This window comes from Marinobacter sp. NFXS9, from assembly GCF_040148665.1.
Lineage (GTDB): Bacteria > Pseudomonadota > Gammaproteobacteria > Pseudomonadales > Oleiphilaceae > Marinobacter_A > Marinobacter_A mangrovi.
In genome coordinates this window covers 99,289-113,964 of sequence record NZ_JAGDDW010000007.1, presented here as the reverse complement: position 1 = coordinate 113,964, position 14,676 = coordinate 99,289, and the positions used below count along the sequence as shown (strand labels likewise).

14 protein-coding genes are annotated in these 14,676 nt (G+C 56.3%); 2 read left to right on the top strand and 12 right to left on the bottom strand.

What is annotated here, in order from left to right; genetic code table 11:
• Positions 1–8: 8 nt before the first annotated feature.
• The 8 genes from J3364_RS12595 to J3364_RS12560 all read right to left on the bottom strand — a co-directional run bounded on the left by J3364_RS12595 (position 9) and on the right by J3364_RS12560 (position 7,906).
• Positions 9–923, bottom strand: a complete 915-nt coding sequence (locus J3364_RS12595) for a hypothetical protein (RefSeq protein ID WP_349558685.1) — start codon at positions 921–923, stop codon at positions 9–11.
• Positions 920–2,656 (bottom strand): ORC-CDC6 family AAA ATPase, encoded by a 1,737-nt coding sequence (locus J3364_RS12590; protein ID WP_502882512.1) that lies wholly within the window; start codon positions 2,654–2,656, stop codon positions 920–922. The genes J3364_RS12595 and J3364_RS12590 overlap by 4 nt, the downstream gene beginning before the upstream one ends.
• On the bottom strand, positions 2,656–3,843 hold the full coding sequence (locus J3364_RS12585) for a metallophosphoesterase family protein (protein ID WP_349558683.1): 1,188 nt from the start codon (positions 3,841–3,843) through the stop codon (positions 2,656–2,658). The genes J3364_RS12590 and J3364_RS12585 overlap by 1 nt, the downstream gene beginning before the upstream one ends.
• The gene (locus J3364_RS12580; protein ID WP_349558682.1) at positions 3,836–4,645 is read right to left on the bottom strand and encodes a DNA adenine methylase; all 810 of its coding nucleotides are present in this window, start codon (positions 4,643–4,645) and stop codon (positions 3,836–3,838) included. The genes J3364_RS12585 and J3364_RS12580 overlap by 8 nt, the downstream gene beginning before the upstream one ends.
• A 93-nt stretch (positions 4,646–4,738) precedes the next feature.
• Positions 4,739–6,193 (bottom strand): succinylglutamate desuccinylase/aspartoacylase family protein, encoded by a 1,455-nt coding sequence (locus J3364_RS12575; RefSeq protein WP_349558681.1) that lies wholly within the window; start codon positions 6,191–6,193, stop codon positions 4,739–4,741.
• A gap of 71 nt (positions 6,194–6,264) precedes the next feature.
• The gene (locus J3364_RS12570; protein ID WP_349558680.1) at positions 6,265–6,636 is read right to left on the bottom strand and encodes a DUF2784 domain-containing protein; all 372 of its coding nucleotides are present in this window, start codon (positions 6,634–6,636) and stop codon (positions 6,265–6,267) included.
• Positions 6,637–6,693: 57 nt separating this feature from the next.
• A complete protein-coding gene (locus J3364_RS12565) occupies positions 6,694–7,503 on the bottom strand; it encodes an OmpA family protein (RefSeq protein ID WP_123633822.1) in 810 nt (269 codons plus the stop codon).
• A 25-nt stretch (positions 7,504–7,528) separates the two neighbouring features.
• The gene (locus J3364_RS12560) at positions 7,529–7,906 is read right to left on the bottom strand and encodes a DUF4398 domain-containing protein (RefSeq protein ID WP_349558678.1); all 378 of its coding nucleotides are present in this window, start codon (positions 7,904–7,906) and stop codon (positions 7,529–7,531) included.
• A gap of 336 nt (positions 7,907–8,242) precedes the next feature.
• Here J3364_RS12560 and J3364_RS12555 point away from each other — a divergent pair, with 336 nt between their 5' ends.
• Positions 8,243–8,785 (top strand): macro domain-containing protein, encoded by a 543-nt coding sequence (locus J3364_RS12555; protein WP_349558677.1) that lies wholly within the window; start codon positions 8,243–8,245, stop codon positions 8,783–8,785.
• Between the two features lie 9 nt (positions 8,786–8,794).
• Here J3364_RS12555 and J3364_RS12550 read toward each other — a convergent pair whose 3' ends face one another.
• The gene (locus J3364_RS12550) at positions 8,795–10,438 is read right to left on the bottom strand and encodes an MBL fold metallo-hydrolase (RefSeq protein WP_349558676.1); all 1,644 of its coding nucleotides are present in this window, start codon (positions 10,436–10,438) and stop codon (positions 8,795–8,797) included.
• A 129-nt stretch (positions 10,439–10,567) separates the two neighbouring features.
• Between J3364_RS12550 and J3364_RS12545 the strand changes: the two genes are divergently transcribed.
• Positions 10,568–10,993 carry a thioesterase family protein gene (locus J3364_RS12545; protein ID WP_349558675.1) on the top strand — a complete coding sequence of 142 codons (426 nt, stop codon included), beginning with the start codon at positions 10,568–10,570 and terminating at the stop codon, positions 10,991–10,993.
• A gap of 169 nt (positions 10,994–11,162) precedes the next feature.
• On the opposite strand, the gene J3364_RS12540 is transcribed toward J3364_RS12545, so the two are convergent.
• The 3 genes from J3364_RS12540 to J3364_RS12530 all read right to left on the bottom strand — a co-directional run bounded on the left by J3364_RS12540 (position 11,163) and on the right by J3364_RS12530 (position 14,549).
• Positions 11,163–12,449: an MATE family efflux transporter gene (locus tag J3364_RS12540; RefSeq protein WP_349558801.1), complete on the bottom strand. Its 1,287-nt coding sequence runs from the start codon at positions 12,447–12,449 to the stop codon at positions 11,163–11,165.
• A gap of 167 nt (positions 12,450–12,616) precedes the next feature.
• The gene (tpx, locus tag J3364_RS12535) at positions 12,617–13,114 is read right to left on the bottom strand and encodes a thiol peroxidase (RefSeq protein WP_349558674.1); all 498 of its coding nucleotides are present in this window, start codon (positions 13,112–13,114) and stop codon (positions 12,617–12,619) included.
• 217 nt (positions 13,115–13,331) lie between these two features.
• Positions 13,332–14,549 (bottom strand): multidrug effflux MFS transporter, encoded by a 1,218-nt coding sequence (locus tag J3364_RS12530; protein WP_349558673.1) that lies wholly within the window; start codon positions 14,547–14,549, stop codon positions 13,332–13,334.
• Positions 14,550–14,676 lie beyond the last annotated feature (127 nt).

The following is a 14,676-nucleotide window of genomic DNA, read 5'->3' as shown; positions in this document are numbered from 1 at the left end:
AGTTTTCATTAATTTTTCACGCTAAAAGCTATTGTATGATCACTAGCGGTGCGATCCACCGGCTGCTCATTTTCTTTCGACGATACGCGCCATACTGGGAGGTTTGGGTATAGTTCGTAACCGAGAAAAACACTGATTGCTGAGATTATCTTTGGTCCCAAAGGAAGCAAAATTGGTCGACTGTCTTTAATCAACGTTAAGCAAATAGATTTTAGGTTTATATAAGTCGAATAAGGAAAGTGTACGTTGTAATCAAAAATATTCTCTGGCGACACGCTTTTTAATAAGTCTGCGTTTTTATCGAAAACGAAGCTTCCAAACTCACCGATTTTGCTTTTTGGAACGAATGCTATTATTTCTCCAGGGTCTATGTAGTTTGCTGCGCCGAGTGCTTTGCCCTGTTCATACCCTAGGCTTATTAATAGCTTAGGTGGAAAGCCAATGCTTCCGGGACTTCCCTCTAATTCATTTATTATTGCGCCTATCTCACTTACTGGCGGAGTAATGGTTGGAGGTGGTACAAAGTTAGATATAGTATATTTTATCGATATTACGGAGCCTTTTGGTAAAAGTGTTAGGCAGGTCCAAATGGCACGCGCTATCCGATGGCGGCTCATCACTGTTATATCAATGATTACCTTGACGGGTGTGTTCGCATCTGAAAATTCGGAAACAATGTTCTCTATAGTTTTTTTGAAATCTTCGTCTGACACCTCTTCAATTTTGCAATCATTATTCTTGAAAAAAGTTTTGTTACTTTGATACGAAAATTCCTCGGTGAAATAATCATAGCCGACCGCGTAAATAGTTTCAGTAACGGTAAATTCTTTTTTTTGAAAAATATTTATAGATCGAGACTCGTAGCCTAAGCCGAAAATTGCGAAGTCATATTCACTAATCAAATCTTCTTTTAAGAAGTTCATAATAGTTCAAACTGCCCGTTTTCAGATTTGTTGTGCTTGTATCCCAATATTTTTGAGAAATTTGTTGGCCTAGTGCTAGTAAGAGGAAGGCCATAGCTATGAGAAAATATATAGGATAGCCGGCATCTTGTCCCTTTAAGGGGCCCCGTATACTCAATATCCCTATCGGAATTCTCTACAATGAATGCACCTGAGTTTAGAGCATAGCCAATAGCTTTTCGCGTTTCATTATCAGGTTCAAAATCAAATCTAAAAGAGCAGTACGGTTCTGAATAAAATCGCTTTCCTTTTATAAAATCGCTAGCAAAGCTAGCGATTTTTTCAACTAGTGATGCTAGCGTAATAAAGTTTTTATTGTTTGTGGGTATAGTATTCAGCAACGCGTTATATGTTCTTAAACTCTCAGATAAAACAGCAATCTGATCAGAAATAGATATCTTGTTATTGTGAACTTTTGCTGCCAGGGCGTTTGCCATTCCGATAAGCATCCTAGGATTATATTCCATTGCCTTGCACAGCTTTGCGAACCCTGCATAATAATCTGGGGCTCGCTTCATACTTCTGCGCTGACCATTTTTCCCTAGGTAATAATTCCTCAATTCGGCAATAAATTGAATTTTCCTTATAATCGTAAGCTTGTCTTTTTCCGTATACGCATCGATATTCTCTACGTAAATTGAATTTGAGCTTAGATATTCAGAAAATGTTGGGTCTTTTTTTGATAGCTCAGAGAATATTAGCTTCTTATCCTTCTTTTTTGGTTCTTCGAAATAGCCCGAAACTTCATTATGTAAGCTTCTTTTTTTAAATATCTGAGAAAATAGTTTTCGCGAGAAAAGTAAGCCATCTCTATCTTTTGTATTTGTAAGGCTGATTAGCTCGTAATCCTGCTTCTCCATAGGGCTTACAATATTATGGATGAAGTCTATGTCGCCATGGTAAGGTGACAATGATAGCTTGAATATTATATCTGCAGGCCCGCCGCGCATAGCATTTATTAGTGGCTGTATTATGCACTCAGGTGCTAATTCTAGCTCATCGAATAAGAAACACCACTTTTCACCAACTTCATTAAAGTAAGTGTTTACTATATTTGTGGATAGCTCCAAGAATTGAATTAAGTTATCTATTTTTCTGCAGTTTGCAATTTGGTCTTTATTGTGGAGCTGATTAGATAACTCCATTTTTTTGGTAAGTAAAGATATTCGAAGGCTCTTCAAAGTAGGTAGCTTAGGTTTGATGAGCCACACGTTGGCTAGCTCATTTACTAGCTCCACTTCCAAATTCCTGCTTATTTTAACTGCACGAAAGCCATTAACTTTATTGTGGACTCTATCTGCCCTATACTCTACTGTCGCTAGAAATCTATCTAGTATATGGTACAAAAATATTTCGTTTAAAATTGTTAATTTGGCGCTATTTGAACCATAAGACGACTTGATTTCGTCGTATTGCTTTTTCCATAGTCGGTCAGTAGGTATGAAAATGCCACTATAGTTAATATTTTCCCTATAATTTTCCGAAAATTCGCCGCCCCAAAGCTCTAAAGCCTCTACTTGGAGCATTTTCATCAGCGTCGTCTTACCACTACCGCGTGGGCCCACCAATATTGAGTGATCATTTGATGCGAGCTTAGGGAAGTGGTCGTTTATTATAAAGCTATCACACAACGCCTTAGTGGTAAGGGAGCGGGCGTTGAATGATTCATATATACTCGGAGTTTTATTGTCCATCAGCTTTTACCCACTTGGATTATTTCGCTGCCAACTGTCTCCGTGGCAAAACCAATTTTTTCGAGCTTGCTTATTAGACGTTTAAAGTCAGTGGGAGATAAATATGCGATATCGGACGAAATGCCAGACAAATCACTTTGCTCTAAGAAAGGCTCAGATTTTGATGCAAACAAGTTTTTTATTTGGTTTGCGATTTCTTGAGGGGATGATGGGCTGCCAAATCCGCCTTTTGCAGGCAAATTTTCGGACTTGGAGGGATGCCATCCTTCTTTTAAAGTCCACTCGTGAGTTTCGAACTCTCCAATAGCTTTCCCGTACTTTTCTGTTTTTTCGATATCTACACTTATTATGTAAAATTGATTTGAAGTCTTATTCATCAGAGCAGGGTGAAGCTTTGCAGATACGCTACCGGCAGAAAGGGCTACAATCGGTTCTACTGACTGTGATTGTGAGTAGCGTATTTCTGGGAAGTGTTTGTGGCCATGAATTATCATCCACGGGCCTTTATCTGAATCTTCAATTTTTCTTATAAGTTGAGCCGCACCATCCATCACTTCAAAGTCGTAATCTTCGTCCACATAATCCATTCTTGAGGGGTGATGGTGACACAATAAAAAATTGATTGGTTTTTCTTGGAATTTATCAGATTTGATAAAGTCGCCTATTTGTTTAGATACTTCAATAGCTACTCGTCCATGATCGTTTTCATCGTAGAATCCATGATATGCGCTACTGTTTATTATAACTGCATTATAATCTTCGTTTATAATTGGGCACCAATGCCACGCCCAAAAATGAGTGCATTCATCGAAATTATTTCTTGGAAACCTAGGTTCGCAGAACTGTAGCTTATGTTTAGGGTCAAATACACCTTCATTCCTTCGGGACTCGTGATCATGATTGCCCGGCACACAAATCAGCTCGGGAATTTTAAGCTCTTCAGCAAATTTATTCAGAGTCTTCCATCCCTGTAAAAAACTTCCGGGCTGTGCTTTATTAGCTATATCGCCGGGACAAACTAAAAGATCAAAATCTTCGTTTAAGTCTTTTATATAGTCTAGGAGGGCATCTGCAAATTCTGATGAATCGGACTTAAATACTAAGTGGGTGTCATCCGAGTAGTCCGTATTTACAACTGCGTGTAAATCAGACATTACCAAAAGTCTCAGCTTCCTGTTTTTATTCATAATTTTTAATTAAAACTTCGGAAGATTCTTGCCAAGAGGTTTTAAACCCAGATACATGACGTTTGACGGGGATGTTTTTTGACTGAAAGCTTTTACCTAATAGCTTTGACAGAAGATCGCTTTCTCTGTAGGAAAAAAGGAACTTTACACCCCTGCTATTCAACTTGCGCAGTTCTTCGCAAAACTCTTCAATATTTCCTTCGTCAAAACTACCTAGGCCATATTCACCGGTGAACTTCCCTAGCTTAGTGTAAGGGGGGTCAATATAGGCAAAGTCACCTTCGACAAGCTTTGAAAGTGTTTGTTTATAGTCGTTTGAGGATATTTCCGCACACTTAAGTGTTTCGTAAGCTAGATCGAAAACCTCGCTGCTTGGAATTCCGCCGGTTTTCGTTCCCCGAGGCACGTTGAACTTTCCTTGTTTGTTCGTTCTATATACTCCGTTAAAACAATACCGATTAAGGTAAAGGAATCTAATCGCCCTTCCGCTATTGGAGAGTGTGCTGGGATTTATTGCTCGTATCCTGTAATACTCTTCCTTGGTGTTTGGTAATTTGAGTAGCTCTTTTCGGGCGTCTCTCGAGCTTTTTAAGAAATTAAGGGCATTAACAAGCTCTTCGTTTATATCTGACAGTAGGGCAGATTTTGGTTTTAGGCTAAAGAATAAACATGCGGAGCCACAAAATGGTTCGACATATCTATCAAAGGTAGAGGGAACATTATCTAGAAGTAACGGGACAAGTTTGCGTTTGCTGCCCGCCCATCTGATAATGGGTTTTTCGAATCTCCTTTGATTGGCCATTCAATTAATCACGTTTTCTGAGATTGGTTTAAATTTTTCGAACGTGCGAGATAATAGTGCATTAGCTTAGGTTCGACCATAGCGTGTACAGTTCTAGTCGTCCAATCCTGCAGTATTTTCTGGGCCGCGGGCTTCGGTGCCCATGTGGTAGGTGGCAAAGCCAGCCATGACCACCTGATCCACCGCCATGCCGATGACCCGGCCGTCCTGTTCCGCGCGGATGGGGTGCTGGGCGTTGGTGATCGGGTCGGTGACGATGCCCAGCACTTCACCGGCCACGACTTCATCCCCCAGCTCCACATCGCTTACCAAAATGCCGCCGTGTTTGGCGCGCAGCCAGGTGGAGTTGTAGTACACCGGCTCCGGTTTGCCCCAGACGAACAGCCGGGAAATCATGCCCTGCTTCTCCAGCAGGCTGTTGATGCTGTTGACCCCCGCCTTGATCTGGTTTTCCTGGATGCGCAGCGATTCCCCGGCTTCCATGGTGACGGCGACGATGCCGTGGCTGGTCGCCGCCGTGCGCAGCATGCCCGGTGTCCCCTGGCTGTGGACCACGGCCATCTTGTCGAAACCCTCGGTGAATGTCGCCACCGAGCTGATGTGCATGTCCGCCCGCAGCTGGGCCAGGTTGGAGCGCTTGAGCGAGCCGGTGTGGATGTCCACCAGCATGTCGCAGTGGCGGATCACGTCGTTGAACAGGGAATAGGCCACGCGGGACGCCAGGCTGCCGTTGGGATCGCCGGGAAAGTTTCGATTCAGGTCGCGCCGGTCCGGCAGATAGCGGGAGCCGCGCTGGAAGCCCTGCAGGTTGACGATGGGCACGCCGATCAGTCGACCGCTCAGCTCGTCCGCCTGGATATCGTACATAACCCGGCGGATGATCTCGATGCCGTTCAATTCGTCCCCGTGGACCGCACCCGTCAGGCACAGGTTAGGGCCCGGCCGCGCGCCGTTGATCACCAATACGGGGGTGGGCTGGTTGAGACCCGCCATGGTGGTGTCCGGCGTCCAGCCCAGGCGGGTGGTGGTGCCGGGGCGGACTTCGGTGCCGAGGATCACCAGCGGTTCGGCCGGTGGTGCTTCCTGCGGCTCGGCGGCGGCGGTCTCTTCGCTGGCCGCCATGGAATCGGGGGCTGGCGTGGCGCCGCCCGCGTCGGATTCTGTGGGCTCTGGCGTTGCCGTGTTACCAGTTACTTCCGGCGATTGCTCGGGTGGAGGCGATTTGGGGGCCGGTTCCGGCGTGGGCGCCACCTGTTTCAGGTCAACGTTGGGGGCAATCCGGGTCGGAGTAGCCTCGGCCTCGTCCGGTGGAGTGGCGGCCGATTCCGACGTGCCTTCCACTCCGGCGGTTTCGGTGGCCGTGCTTTCGGCGGCCGGCGTGGCCTGGCTGGCCTCGATGTCCTCCACACTCTCGTCCTCCGACAGTTCCACGGGATGAGGCTGTTCCGGCGCCGGTTCCTGGGCCCAGAGGGTGGCGCTGAAGAGCACGGCGCCCAGGGTCGGCAGGATTCGGCGGGGACGCACGGACAGCGAAGAAGACGGCAACATGTCGGGTATTCCTTGAACGACTTAACTCACAGCGAAGCGCCTATTCTGCCTACGACCGCGGATCAACAACATTAAGATCCTGTTGCCTTCCGGCGCCGGATCAGCCACCCGTAAATCGTCAGGTTGATCAGGGCCACGCTGACGCCGAGTGCAATCTGGACCGTGCGGGTCAGGCCCGGTGGATAGATTAAAGGTAGCAGGTAGTGAGCAATGAAGCTGCCGCGGTAGCCGGCCTCGCCGGCCCATTGCCGCAACTCGATTTCCAGGGGGGTGAGTGGGCAGAGCCAGCCGTTGAGCATGACCAGCGTCGCCCAGACCAGGGCCGGCACGTGCAGCCAGACGAACCCGCGCCGCCACAGGATGAGCAGGCCTCCGAGGACGGCAAACGCGATAAACAGCAGGTGCAGGACGAGGACGGCATCGGCCGCCAGGCGCCAGATCATGGGGGCTTAAACGGGACAGGCTGGCCGGCCTTGGGATGACCGGCCAGCGCGTCCGGGTCAGCGACTCTTGATGTCGCCGTTTTCATCCGAAATGACGATCTCGACCCGACGGTTCTGCTGACGTCCGGCCGAGGTGTCGTTGGTCGCTACGGGATACTGCTCGCCATAGCCTTTCACTTCGACCCGGGATGAGGCGATCCCCGCCAGCATGAGGGCGTTGCGCACGGATTCGGCGCGCCGCTCGGACAGCGTCTGGTTGTAGGACGCGGCGCCGGTACTGTCGGTGTAGCCTTCAACCCGCACCCGTCGTTCCGGGTACTCGTTCATGAAATCCGCCAGTTTTTGCACCGTGCGTTCGCCGGCAGGCTTGAGGTCCGCCTTGTTCACGTCAAACAGCACGTCGCCCAGGGTCAGGACCATGCCGCGCTCGGTCTGTTTGGCCTGCAGCGCCGCCATTTCGGCTTTCAGGCGTTCCGCTTCGGATTGCGCCTGCTGGGTCTTCATGGTCTGGGCCTGCAGGGTCAACTGATCGCGGCGGCTTTCCGCCGATTTGATTTCCTCCTGCAACCGGGCGCGTTCGCCCTGCTGGCTGGCGATCTCGGCGTGGCGATTGGCCAGGTAAGCCGCCTGTTCCACCCGGTCGGTGTCGGCGCCGTCCTCAAGCAGGTTCTCGGCCTTCTTCAGGGACAGCTCGGCTTCGCGCAGCTGGGTCGAGCCGGCGCGGGCGACGTAGGGATCGTCGGCGATCGCTTGATAGGAGGCGCGTGCCTCGTCCACCTTGGCGTTCTGCTGGGGAGTACTCGCGCAGGCGGTGAGCAGGGCGGACAGCGCCAACGCGGAACCCGACATCAATATCCGTTTCGTCATGATGATAACCTCCTGGAATCCGCTGTTACTGCTGCGCCTGGTTCAGACGCTGGCGCAGCTGTTCGATGTTGGCGTTGATTTCCTCGACGGCCTTACGGGCCTTCGCGGTTTCCGAGCGGGCGGCCGCCAACTGGGCGTCAACGGTGGCCTGCTGCAGCAGATCCCCCGCCTCGTTGAACTTCTCGTCTTTGATCAGCTGCTCGGCATCCGCCACCTTGTTCTGGGCCCGGTTCAGCAGCACTGGTTCGAAGTCGCGGGCGTCGGAGGATTCCGCCTGCTGGATGGCGTTCTCAGCGGCGGTCTTGTCTTCGGTGGGAATCTTTCCCGAACTAGCGCAGGCTGCCAACAGCGTCGACAGCCCCAGGGCCAGTGCCAAACGGAGGTAATAAGTCTGCCTTATCATTCACCCTCTCCTTGTGCTTGCGGTTGTAGGTCCAGCCTGCATGGCTGCTCGTCACTCGCCGATTGCCCCTTTCTGGGAGGGGCTGTTTCACCAGGAGCACACTTCTTGACTACGATTAAAAATAGCAGCTGGCTTTGATTTCTGTATGAAAAATGTGCAACTTGACGGGGTGGATCGTCGGGCTGTACGCATGCGCGCGTCGCGGCCCTGAGGCAGGCTGACCGCCTTTCCGGCACCCTTACGATCTGGTCATATTCCTGATTTTTCAGCGATTAATAGCTGTTGGCGTCTGCGGAAACGCGATCACCGGCCCGGACCAACAAGGGGGGAGGCAGGATGTTTGAACTGAATCGCCATGGCGTCACCGTGAGCTGTGTGCAGGGGGACATCACCCAGCAACCGGATTTCGACGCGGTCGTGAACGCGGCCAATGCGGAATTGCGACCCGGCGGCGGTGTCGCCGGTGCCATTCATCGGGCGGCCGGGCCGGAGCTGGATGCGGCCTGCCGTTCCCTGGCCCCGATCCGGCCGGGGGATGCAGTGATGACGGCTGGGTATGGGTTGCCCAACCCCTGGGTGATTCACTGTCTGGGGCCGGTGTACGGCCGCGATACGCCGTCTGACAGCCTGTTGGCGGACTGTTACCGCAATGCGGTGGAGCTGGCGGACAAGGAGCAGCTGCAGTCCATCGGCTTTCCCGCCCTATCGACCGGAGCCTTTGGTTACCCCATGGAAGCAGCGGCCGAGGTCGCTTTCCAGACACTCTTGGCGCTGTGCGCGTCCCTGGGTCATGTGCAGCAGGTCCGCTTTGTCCTGTTCAGCCACGACGACGCGGCCCTGCATGGACGGGTGTTGCGGCGGGTTGGGGTGTCCAACTGAGTGTGGGGATCAGCGGAGGGCCCAGTGCTCGCCGTCCCGCGTTGCCCGGCCGTCATTCTCCAGCTTCAGCAGGTGCGCCAGCAGCGAGCGGGCGGCCAGGCCATGCAGGGCCGGCGCGGCATCGGCGTAAGCTTCCGGCACCAGATCGTCGAGCGGGGCGGGCCCGGTCTTGCGCAGCGCCCGGATGACCTTGCGCTCGCGGTTCAGGCGGTGGGTGACCAGCAGGTCGATCACGATCTGTGGATAAGCCAACAGGAAGCCGTGCCCTGGCGCGATCCAGTCGATCTCTTCTTCCAGCAGATGATGCAGGGAATCCAGGTAGTCCGCCATGTCGCCATCCGGTGGATTAATGACGACCGTTGAGCCCTGCATGATGTGATCGCCGGAAAACAGCATACGCTCGCCTTCGTGCAGGAAGCACAGGTGGTTGGAGGCGTGACCGGGCGTGTGCAGGATTTTCAGCCGGGCATCCGCCAGTGTTATCACATCGCCGTGGGCCGGGGTGTGGTCGGGTACGAACGACGTATCCTGGAAGCCGTCGTCCGGCGGTGCCAGACCAACCAGCGGCGCGCCGGTGGCTTTCTTCAGCGCCCGGGCGCCGGGGCTGTGATCGCCGTGGGTGTGGGTGACGAGAATGGCCCGCACCCGGCTCCCGGTTCGCGTCAGCAGGCGTTCGATGTGCTCGGCGTGGTGGGGACCGGGGTCGATGATCAGGGCGCCGTCGGCGTCCTCGATCAGGTAGGTATTGGTGCCGGGGCCAGTCATCACGCCCGGATTGGGGACGGTCAGACGCCAGATCTGTTCGCCCAGCCGCACCCAAAGTCCGGGTTCGATCGTCGCCTCTGCCGTGCCGTAGCCTTCCGGATCGCGCTTACGCACCTCGGGATAAGCGGCGTCGCCGGGATCGAGTGTGACCAGGTCGCCGTTCTTGCGGGCCGGCCAGAGTTCGGTGGGAAACGGCTGTGGCCGGTTGCGCTGGGCGTCCGCCAGGGCGTCGTCCAGGCGGTCAAAACGGGCCAGCCGGCGCAGGACGGTCAGTGTCGGGGCGCCGAACTGTCGCTTGCCCTCGCGATGCTCGTCCAGGGCCTGCTGCGGGTTGAGCCAGCAATGATCGATCGTCTCCCGGCCATCGTGGGCAGCCGCCTGATCTTCCGGGGCTTCCGCCAGGAAGAAGCGGGTATCGAACCGGCGCGGGGCTCCGGGCGGCGTCACCCAGTGATCGATGTAGTGCAATCGGTCCAGAGGCAGGGTCAGGTTGTGGGTCCGGCACAGGTCGGCCATGGGCCGGTCACCGTGCATGATGGCGTGGCGGTCTTCGTCCAGGGCGGGATGGTTCGCGCCGATGGTGGCGCCATCGGGATCCTGGGCCAGCAGCAGGCCCGCCTCTTCGAAACACTCGCGAATGGCCGCCACCAGGTAGCCCAGTCCGTCGGTGTCGATGCCCAGCATCTGGCAGGCGGACGCTTCTGAGTGGCCGGTCAGCCAGGGTATCAGGTCCGGATGGGTGTCGATGGTGTCCACGGCGCCACCGGGAAACACGTAGTAACCGGGCAGGAACGCGGCCTGGTGACTGCGTTGCAGCATCAGCACTTCGAAGCCGTCGGCGGACTCCCGCAGGAGTGCCAGCGTTGAGGCAGGGCGCGGTTGCATCATGGTGATGGTCGTTGACTGGAGAATGAAAGTCTCAACGATAGCGCGCCTTGAATCCGAATGCGACCACGTTGGTAAACGCGTAAACTGGCGCTCCTTTTTGTCTCCAACGTGTCGCGAACGAGCAGGATTATGGCCCGAGTCAAGCTTTCCTTTCCCGATGATGTCTTTGTTTTCTCGACGGAAATGCCGGTAAGAATCACCGATATCAACGGTGCGAACCACCTGGGCAACGATGCCCTGATTTCCATGTTGTCCGAGGCCCGGGCGCAGCTGCTGGTGACGTACGGCGTACAGGAAGTGGATCGCGATGGTGCCGGGATCATCGTGACGGATCTGGCCACCATGTATCAGTCGGAATCGTTTTTCCCCGAGGTGCTGCGGTTCGAGATCGGGCTGACGGATTTCAACAGGTACGGCGGGGATTTCGTGTTCCGGGTGACCAAGGCCGAGTCGGGACAGCCGGTGGCCCTGGCCAAGTATGGGTTTGTTTTCTTCAACTATCGGGAGAAGAAAGTCGTGCCGATGCCGGAGGCGTTTCGGGCGAAGTTTCCTTAGGCCTTATCAAAGTGATTTGGCTTGGGGGGCGGGAAGCGAATGGTCATCCTTGCCTACGCTGCATTAGACGGCCGTCCCTGGCCGGCTAATGCGACCGGCACGTCCCTGTGCCTCCTCCGGCAAGGATGACCATTCGCTTCCTTCATACCTCGAGTTGACGTGACCGGTTTCAGGCTGGTTCGGCGACGGCCGTGCGCAGCTTCACCATGCCCTGCCGATAGAACAGATAAGCCTGCGTCCCGGCCGCCAGGTTGCCCACCAGCGCCCCGCTGAGCAGCCCTTCGATGCCGCCGATCTGCGATCCGATCCAGAGGCAGGGCAGGTAGCACAGGAACAGCCGCAGCACCGAGACCAACAGGGCCCGCATCGACAGCCCCAGTGCGTTGCAGACCGACACCATCAGCATGCACACCCCCAGCCCGCAGTAACTCAGAGGGACTCGCACCAGGTAGCTGTGGAGGACGGTGGTGACCGATGCGTCCGCCGTAAACAGGTCCGACACGAAGCCGGACAGCACCAGCCACACCAGGCCAATGGCCAGCTGCCAGACCACCACGAAGCGGACGGCGATGCGGACCAGCTTGCGAATCCGGTCGATATCGCCGGAGCCGAGGAAGCGGCCAATCATGGGGGGCATGGACATGGTCAGGGCCAGCACCACGACGATGGAGAAAAACTCGAGCCGGGTGCCCAGACCCCAGGCGGCGACGGCTGCGGTGCCGAAACCGGCCACCAGCGCCGTGGCGAGGCTGGCGGCAAGGGGTGGCATCAACTGGCTCATCATCGCCGGGGCCATGATGCCACCCAACTGACGCACAGCGGGTCCGAGGGCCAGGGCCGACAGGTCAAAGCGCAGCCAGCCGCGTTTCAGCAGTTTGGGATAGACCCCCAGGATGCCCACGGTGAAAGAGGTCATGGTGGCCAGCGCGGCGCCGGGCAGGCCCCAGTCAAAAACGAAGATGTACAGCGGGTCCAGCGCAATGTTGACCAGGCTGGTGGCCACCATCATGTAGCCGGGCAGTCGGGTATCGCCGTGGGAACGGCACACGCTGTAGCCGAAGTAGGCCATCGCGCCCAGCCAGGCGGCACCCAGCCAGGGAATCCAGTAGCTGGAGATCAGCGGCATCAGGCCGGGTTCGGCACCCAATCCCTTTAGGATGGGATAGCGGGACAACCAGAGCAGTCCCACCAGCAGCAGGACCATGCCGCCGCCAATGAAGACCACGAGACCGCCCAGTCGTTCGGCCCGGGTTTCATCGCCGGCGCCCAGCGTTCGGGAGATGATCGCCGTGGTGGCAATGCCCAGTCCCACCTGCAGGCCGATGATCAGCTGCTGCATCGGCACGGTGAAACCCAGCGCCGCCAGCGGATCCCGACCCAGTTGCCCGATGAAGATGCTGTCCACCAGCTGGAAACTCATCAGCGACAGCACGCCGAACAGCATGGGCCACGTCATGACCAGCAGCTGGCGGCCGAGGGGGCGGTTGGGATCGATTTGGGCTCTCACGTCAGCGGGAAACCTGCGGGTCCGGACACAAAATGAACGGGCAGTTTACCAGCCGGGGGCAGGAAGGGCAGTGCGGGATGACCGGGGCCCACAGGCCCCGGCGCATTGACGATGGATCAGAGAACGGCGAGGGCCGCCTCGTAGTCCGGCTCGTCCTTGATTTCGCCGACGAGCTGGCTGTGCAGGACGGTGTCGTTCTCGTCCAGCACGACGACCGCGCGGGAGCACAGGCCTTTCAGCGGGCCGCTGTTGATGGCCACGCCGTAGTCTTCGCGGAAGTCGTCGTTGCGGAAGGTGGACAGGGTTTCCACGTCTTCCAGGCCCTCGGCGCCGCAGAAACGGCCCGCGGCGAACGGCAGGTCAGCGGAAATCACCAGTACGACAGTGTTGTCGAGGCTACCGGCCTTTTCGTTGAACTTGCGGGTGGAGGCCGCGCAGACGCCGGTGTCGACGCTGGGGATGATGTTCAGGATCTTGCGCTTGCCGGCCCAGGCGCTCAGCCCCTTGTCTTCCAGGCCGCTGGTGGTAAGCGAGAAATCCGGGACTTTGTCGCCTTTGGCAGGAAACTGGCCGCCGATCTCCAGCGGGTTGCCATCGAGTGTGACCTTGCTCATGAAAATGCTCCTTGTCGTTTGGCCGTGATGAAGTGATGGATCGTTTTACCACGCCTGGTGCAAAACGGATCTGTCGACTTTTGGATTAGGCGTCGGCGAAAACCGTGAGAGAAGTCTAGACCGGAATTCGCCCTGGAGGTTCGGAAATCAGGTGTCCGGCGGTTCGCGTGAACTGACGGCTCGTCGTCAGGTGCGAGTCGACGCCGAACCCTTATCCTCAGCCATGACTGGGCACGACGTCAAAACTGGGTGCCGGGTAGCGGGCGGTGCGCAGGAGGTAGGCGACGCCGGCAGCCAGGGCGCAGCCGGCAATGATGCCGGCCATGGTCTGGCTGGTGCCGTTGTGCAGATGACCGACCAGGACGCCGGTGCCAGCCGCGGCCACCATCTGGATGAAGCCGTACAGCGCCGACGCGGAACCGGCCATCTGCGGAAACGGCGCCAGGGCGCCCGCCATGGTCTGGGGCATCACCATGCCCACGCCGATCATGAACACCGTCTGCGGCAGGATAACCGCGGCCCGGGTGAACACCTCCGCCCAAGCGAGCCCGGCCATCAGGGTGCCGCCGGAGACGGCGATCATCAGGCCCAGGCGCAGCATCTGGTCGGGCGAGAGGCGCCGGCCCAGTCGCGCCGCCAGGAAGCTGCCGGCCATGTAGCCGAACACCATCACCGAGAAATAGGCGCCGAAGGCCGTCGGCGACACGCCCAGGAAGTCGATCAGGACGAAGGATGCGCCGGACAGGAAGGCGAACAGGCCCGAGAACAGCAGTGCATTGGTCAGTGCGTAGCCCTGGAACGACCGGTCGCAGGCGACGGTCCAGTAATTTCGCGCCAGGTTCGCCGGCTTCAGGGTTTGCCGGTAATGTCGCGGTAAAGGCTCGGGCAGGCGCAGGGCGATGATCAGGCTCAGCGCCACCGCGTAGCCTCCCAGTGCCAGGAAGATCGACGGCCAGCCGAGGCCGGCCAGCAGGAACCCGCCCAGGGTCGGTGCCAGCGCCGGCGCCACCGCCATAATCGCCGCCAGCAACGCCATGATACGAGCCGCTTCCCGGGGGCTGTGGATATCTCGTACGGCGGCCCGGCCCAGCACCGGTCCGGCGGAGCCGCCCAGGGCCTGCAGGAAGCGGCACAGGGTCAGGGTCTCGATGCTTTGTGACAGGGCGCAACCGACGCTGGCCAGGGCAAACAGCAGCAGGCCGCCGACCATGATCGGCTTGCGGCCGAAGCGGTCTGCCAGGGGGCCACAGATCAGTTGGGCCAGGGCGAAGCCGGCCAGGTACAGGCTCAGGGTCAGCTGGACCTGGCCGGTGTCCGCCTGCAGCGTCGCCGCCAACTCCGGCAGGGCCGGCAGGTACATATCCGTGGCCAGCGGTCCAAGGGCCACGGCCGCGGCGAGCAGGATGGTGGTGGACAGGCTGGTCAGCGACAGCATGAGCCGGAGGACTCCAGGAGGTTGGGATGGACGACGAATGAGTGTATTCGTCAGCTTTCAGGAGACAGCTTACGGAAAGACCGGCGTCCGATAACGGCCGGATCGTTCATTCGACATATGAACAAAA

Coding starts and splice junctions, on each gene's coding strand:
- tpx (WP_349558674.1), bottom strand. CDS start 13,114: ATGAGCAAGGTCACACTCGATGGCAACCCGCTGGAGATCGGCGGCCAG.
- J3364_RS12570 (WP_349558680.1), bottom strand. CDS start 6,636: ATGATCTGGCGCCTGGCGGCCGATGCCGTCCTCGTCCTGCACCTGCTG.
- J3364_RS12540 (WP_349558801.1), bottom strand. CDS start 12,449: ATGACGTGGCCCATGCTGTTCGGCGTGCTGTCGCTGATGAGTTTCCAG.
- J3364_RS12595 (WP_349558685.1), bottom strand. CDS start 923: ATGAACTTCTTAAAAGAAGATTTGATTAGTGAATATGACTTCGCAATT.
- J3364_RS12575 (WP_349558681.1), bottom strand. CDS start 6,193: ATGTTGCCGTCTTCTTCGCTGTCCGTGCGTCCCCGCCGAATCCTGCCG.
- J3364_RS12590 (WP_502882512.1), bottom strand. CDS start 2,656: ATGGACAATAAAACTCCGAGTATATATGAATCATTCAACGCCCGCTCC.
- J3364_RS12545 (WP_349558675.1), top strand. CDS start 10,568: ATGGCCCGAGTCAAGCTTTCCTTTCCCGATGATGTCTTTGTTTTCTCG.
- J3364_RS12580 (WP_349558682.1), bottom strand. CDS start 4,645: ATGGCCAATCAAAGGAGATTCGAAAAACCCATTATCAGATGGGCGGGC.
- J3364_RS12585 (WP_349558683.1), bottom strand. CDS start 3,843: ATGAATAAAAACAGGAAGCTGAGACTTTTGGTAATGTCTGATTTACAC.
- J3364_RS12550 (WP_349558676.1), bottom strand. CDS start 10,438: ATGATGCAACCGCGCCCTGCCTCAACGCTGGCACTCCTGCGGGAGTCC.
- J3364_RS12555 (WP_349558677.1), top strand. CDS start 8,243: ATGTTTGAACTGAATCGCCATGGCGTCACCGTGAGCTGTGTGCAGGGG.
- J3364_RS12560 (WP_349558678.1), bottom strand. CDS start 7,906: ATGATAAGGCAGACTTATTACCTCCGTTTGGCACTGGCCCTGGGGCTG.
- J3364_RS12530 (WP_349558673.1), bottom strand. CDS start 14,549: ATGCTGTCGCTGACCAGCCTGTCCACCACCATCCTGCTCGCCGCGGCC.
- J3364_RS12565 (WP_123633822.1), bottom strand. CDS start 7,503: ATGACGAAACGGATATTGATGTCGGGTTCCGCGTTGGCGCTGTCCGCC.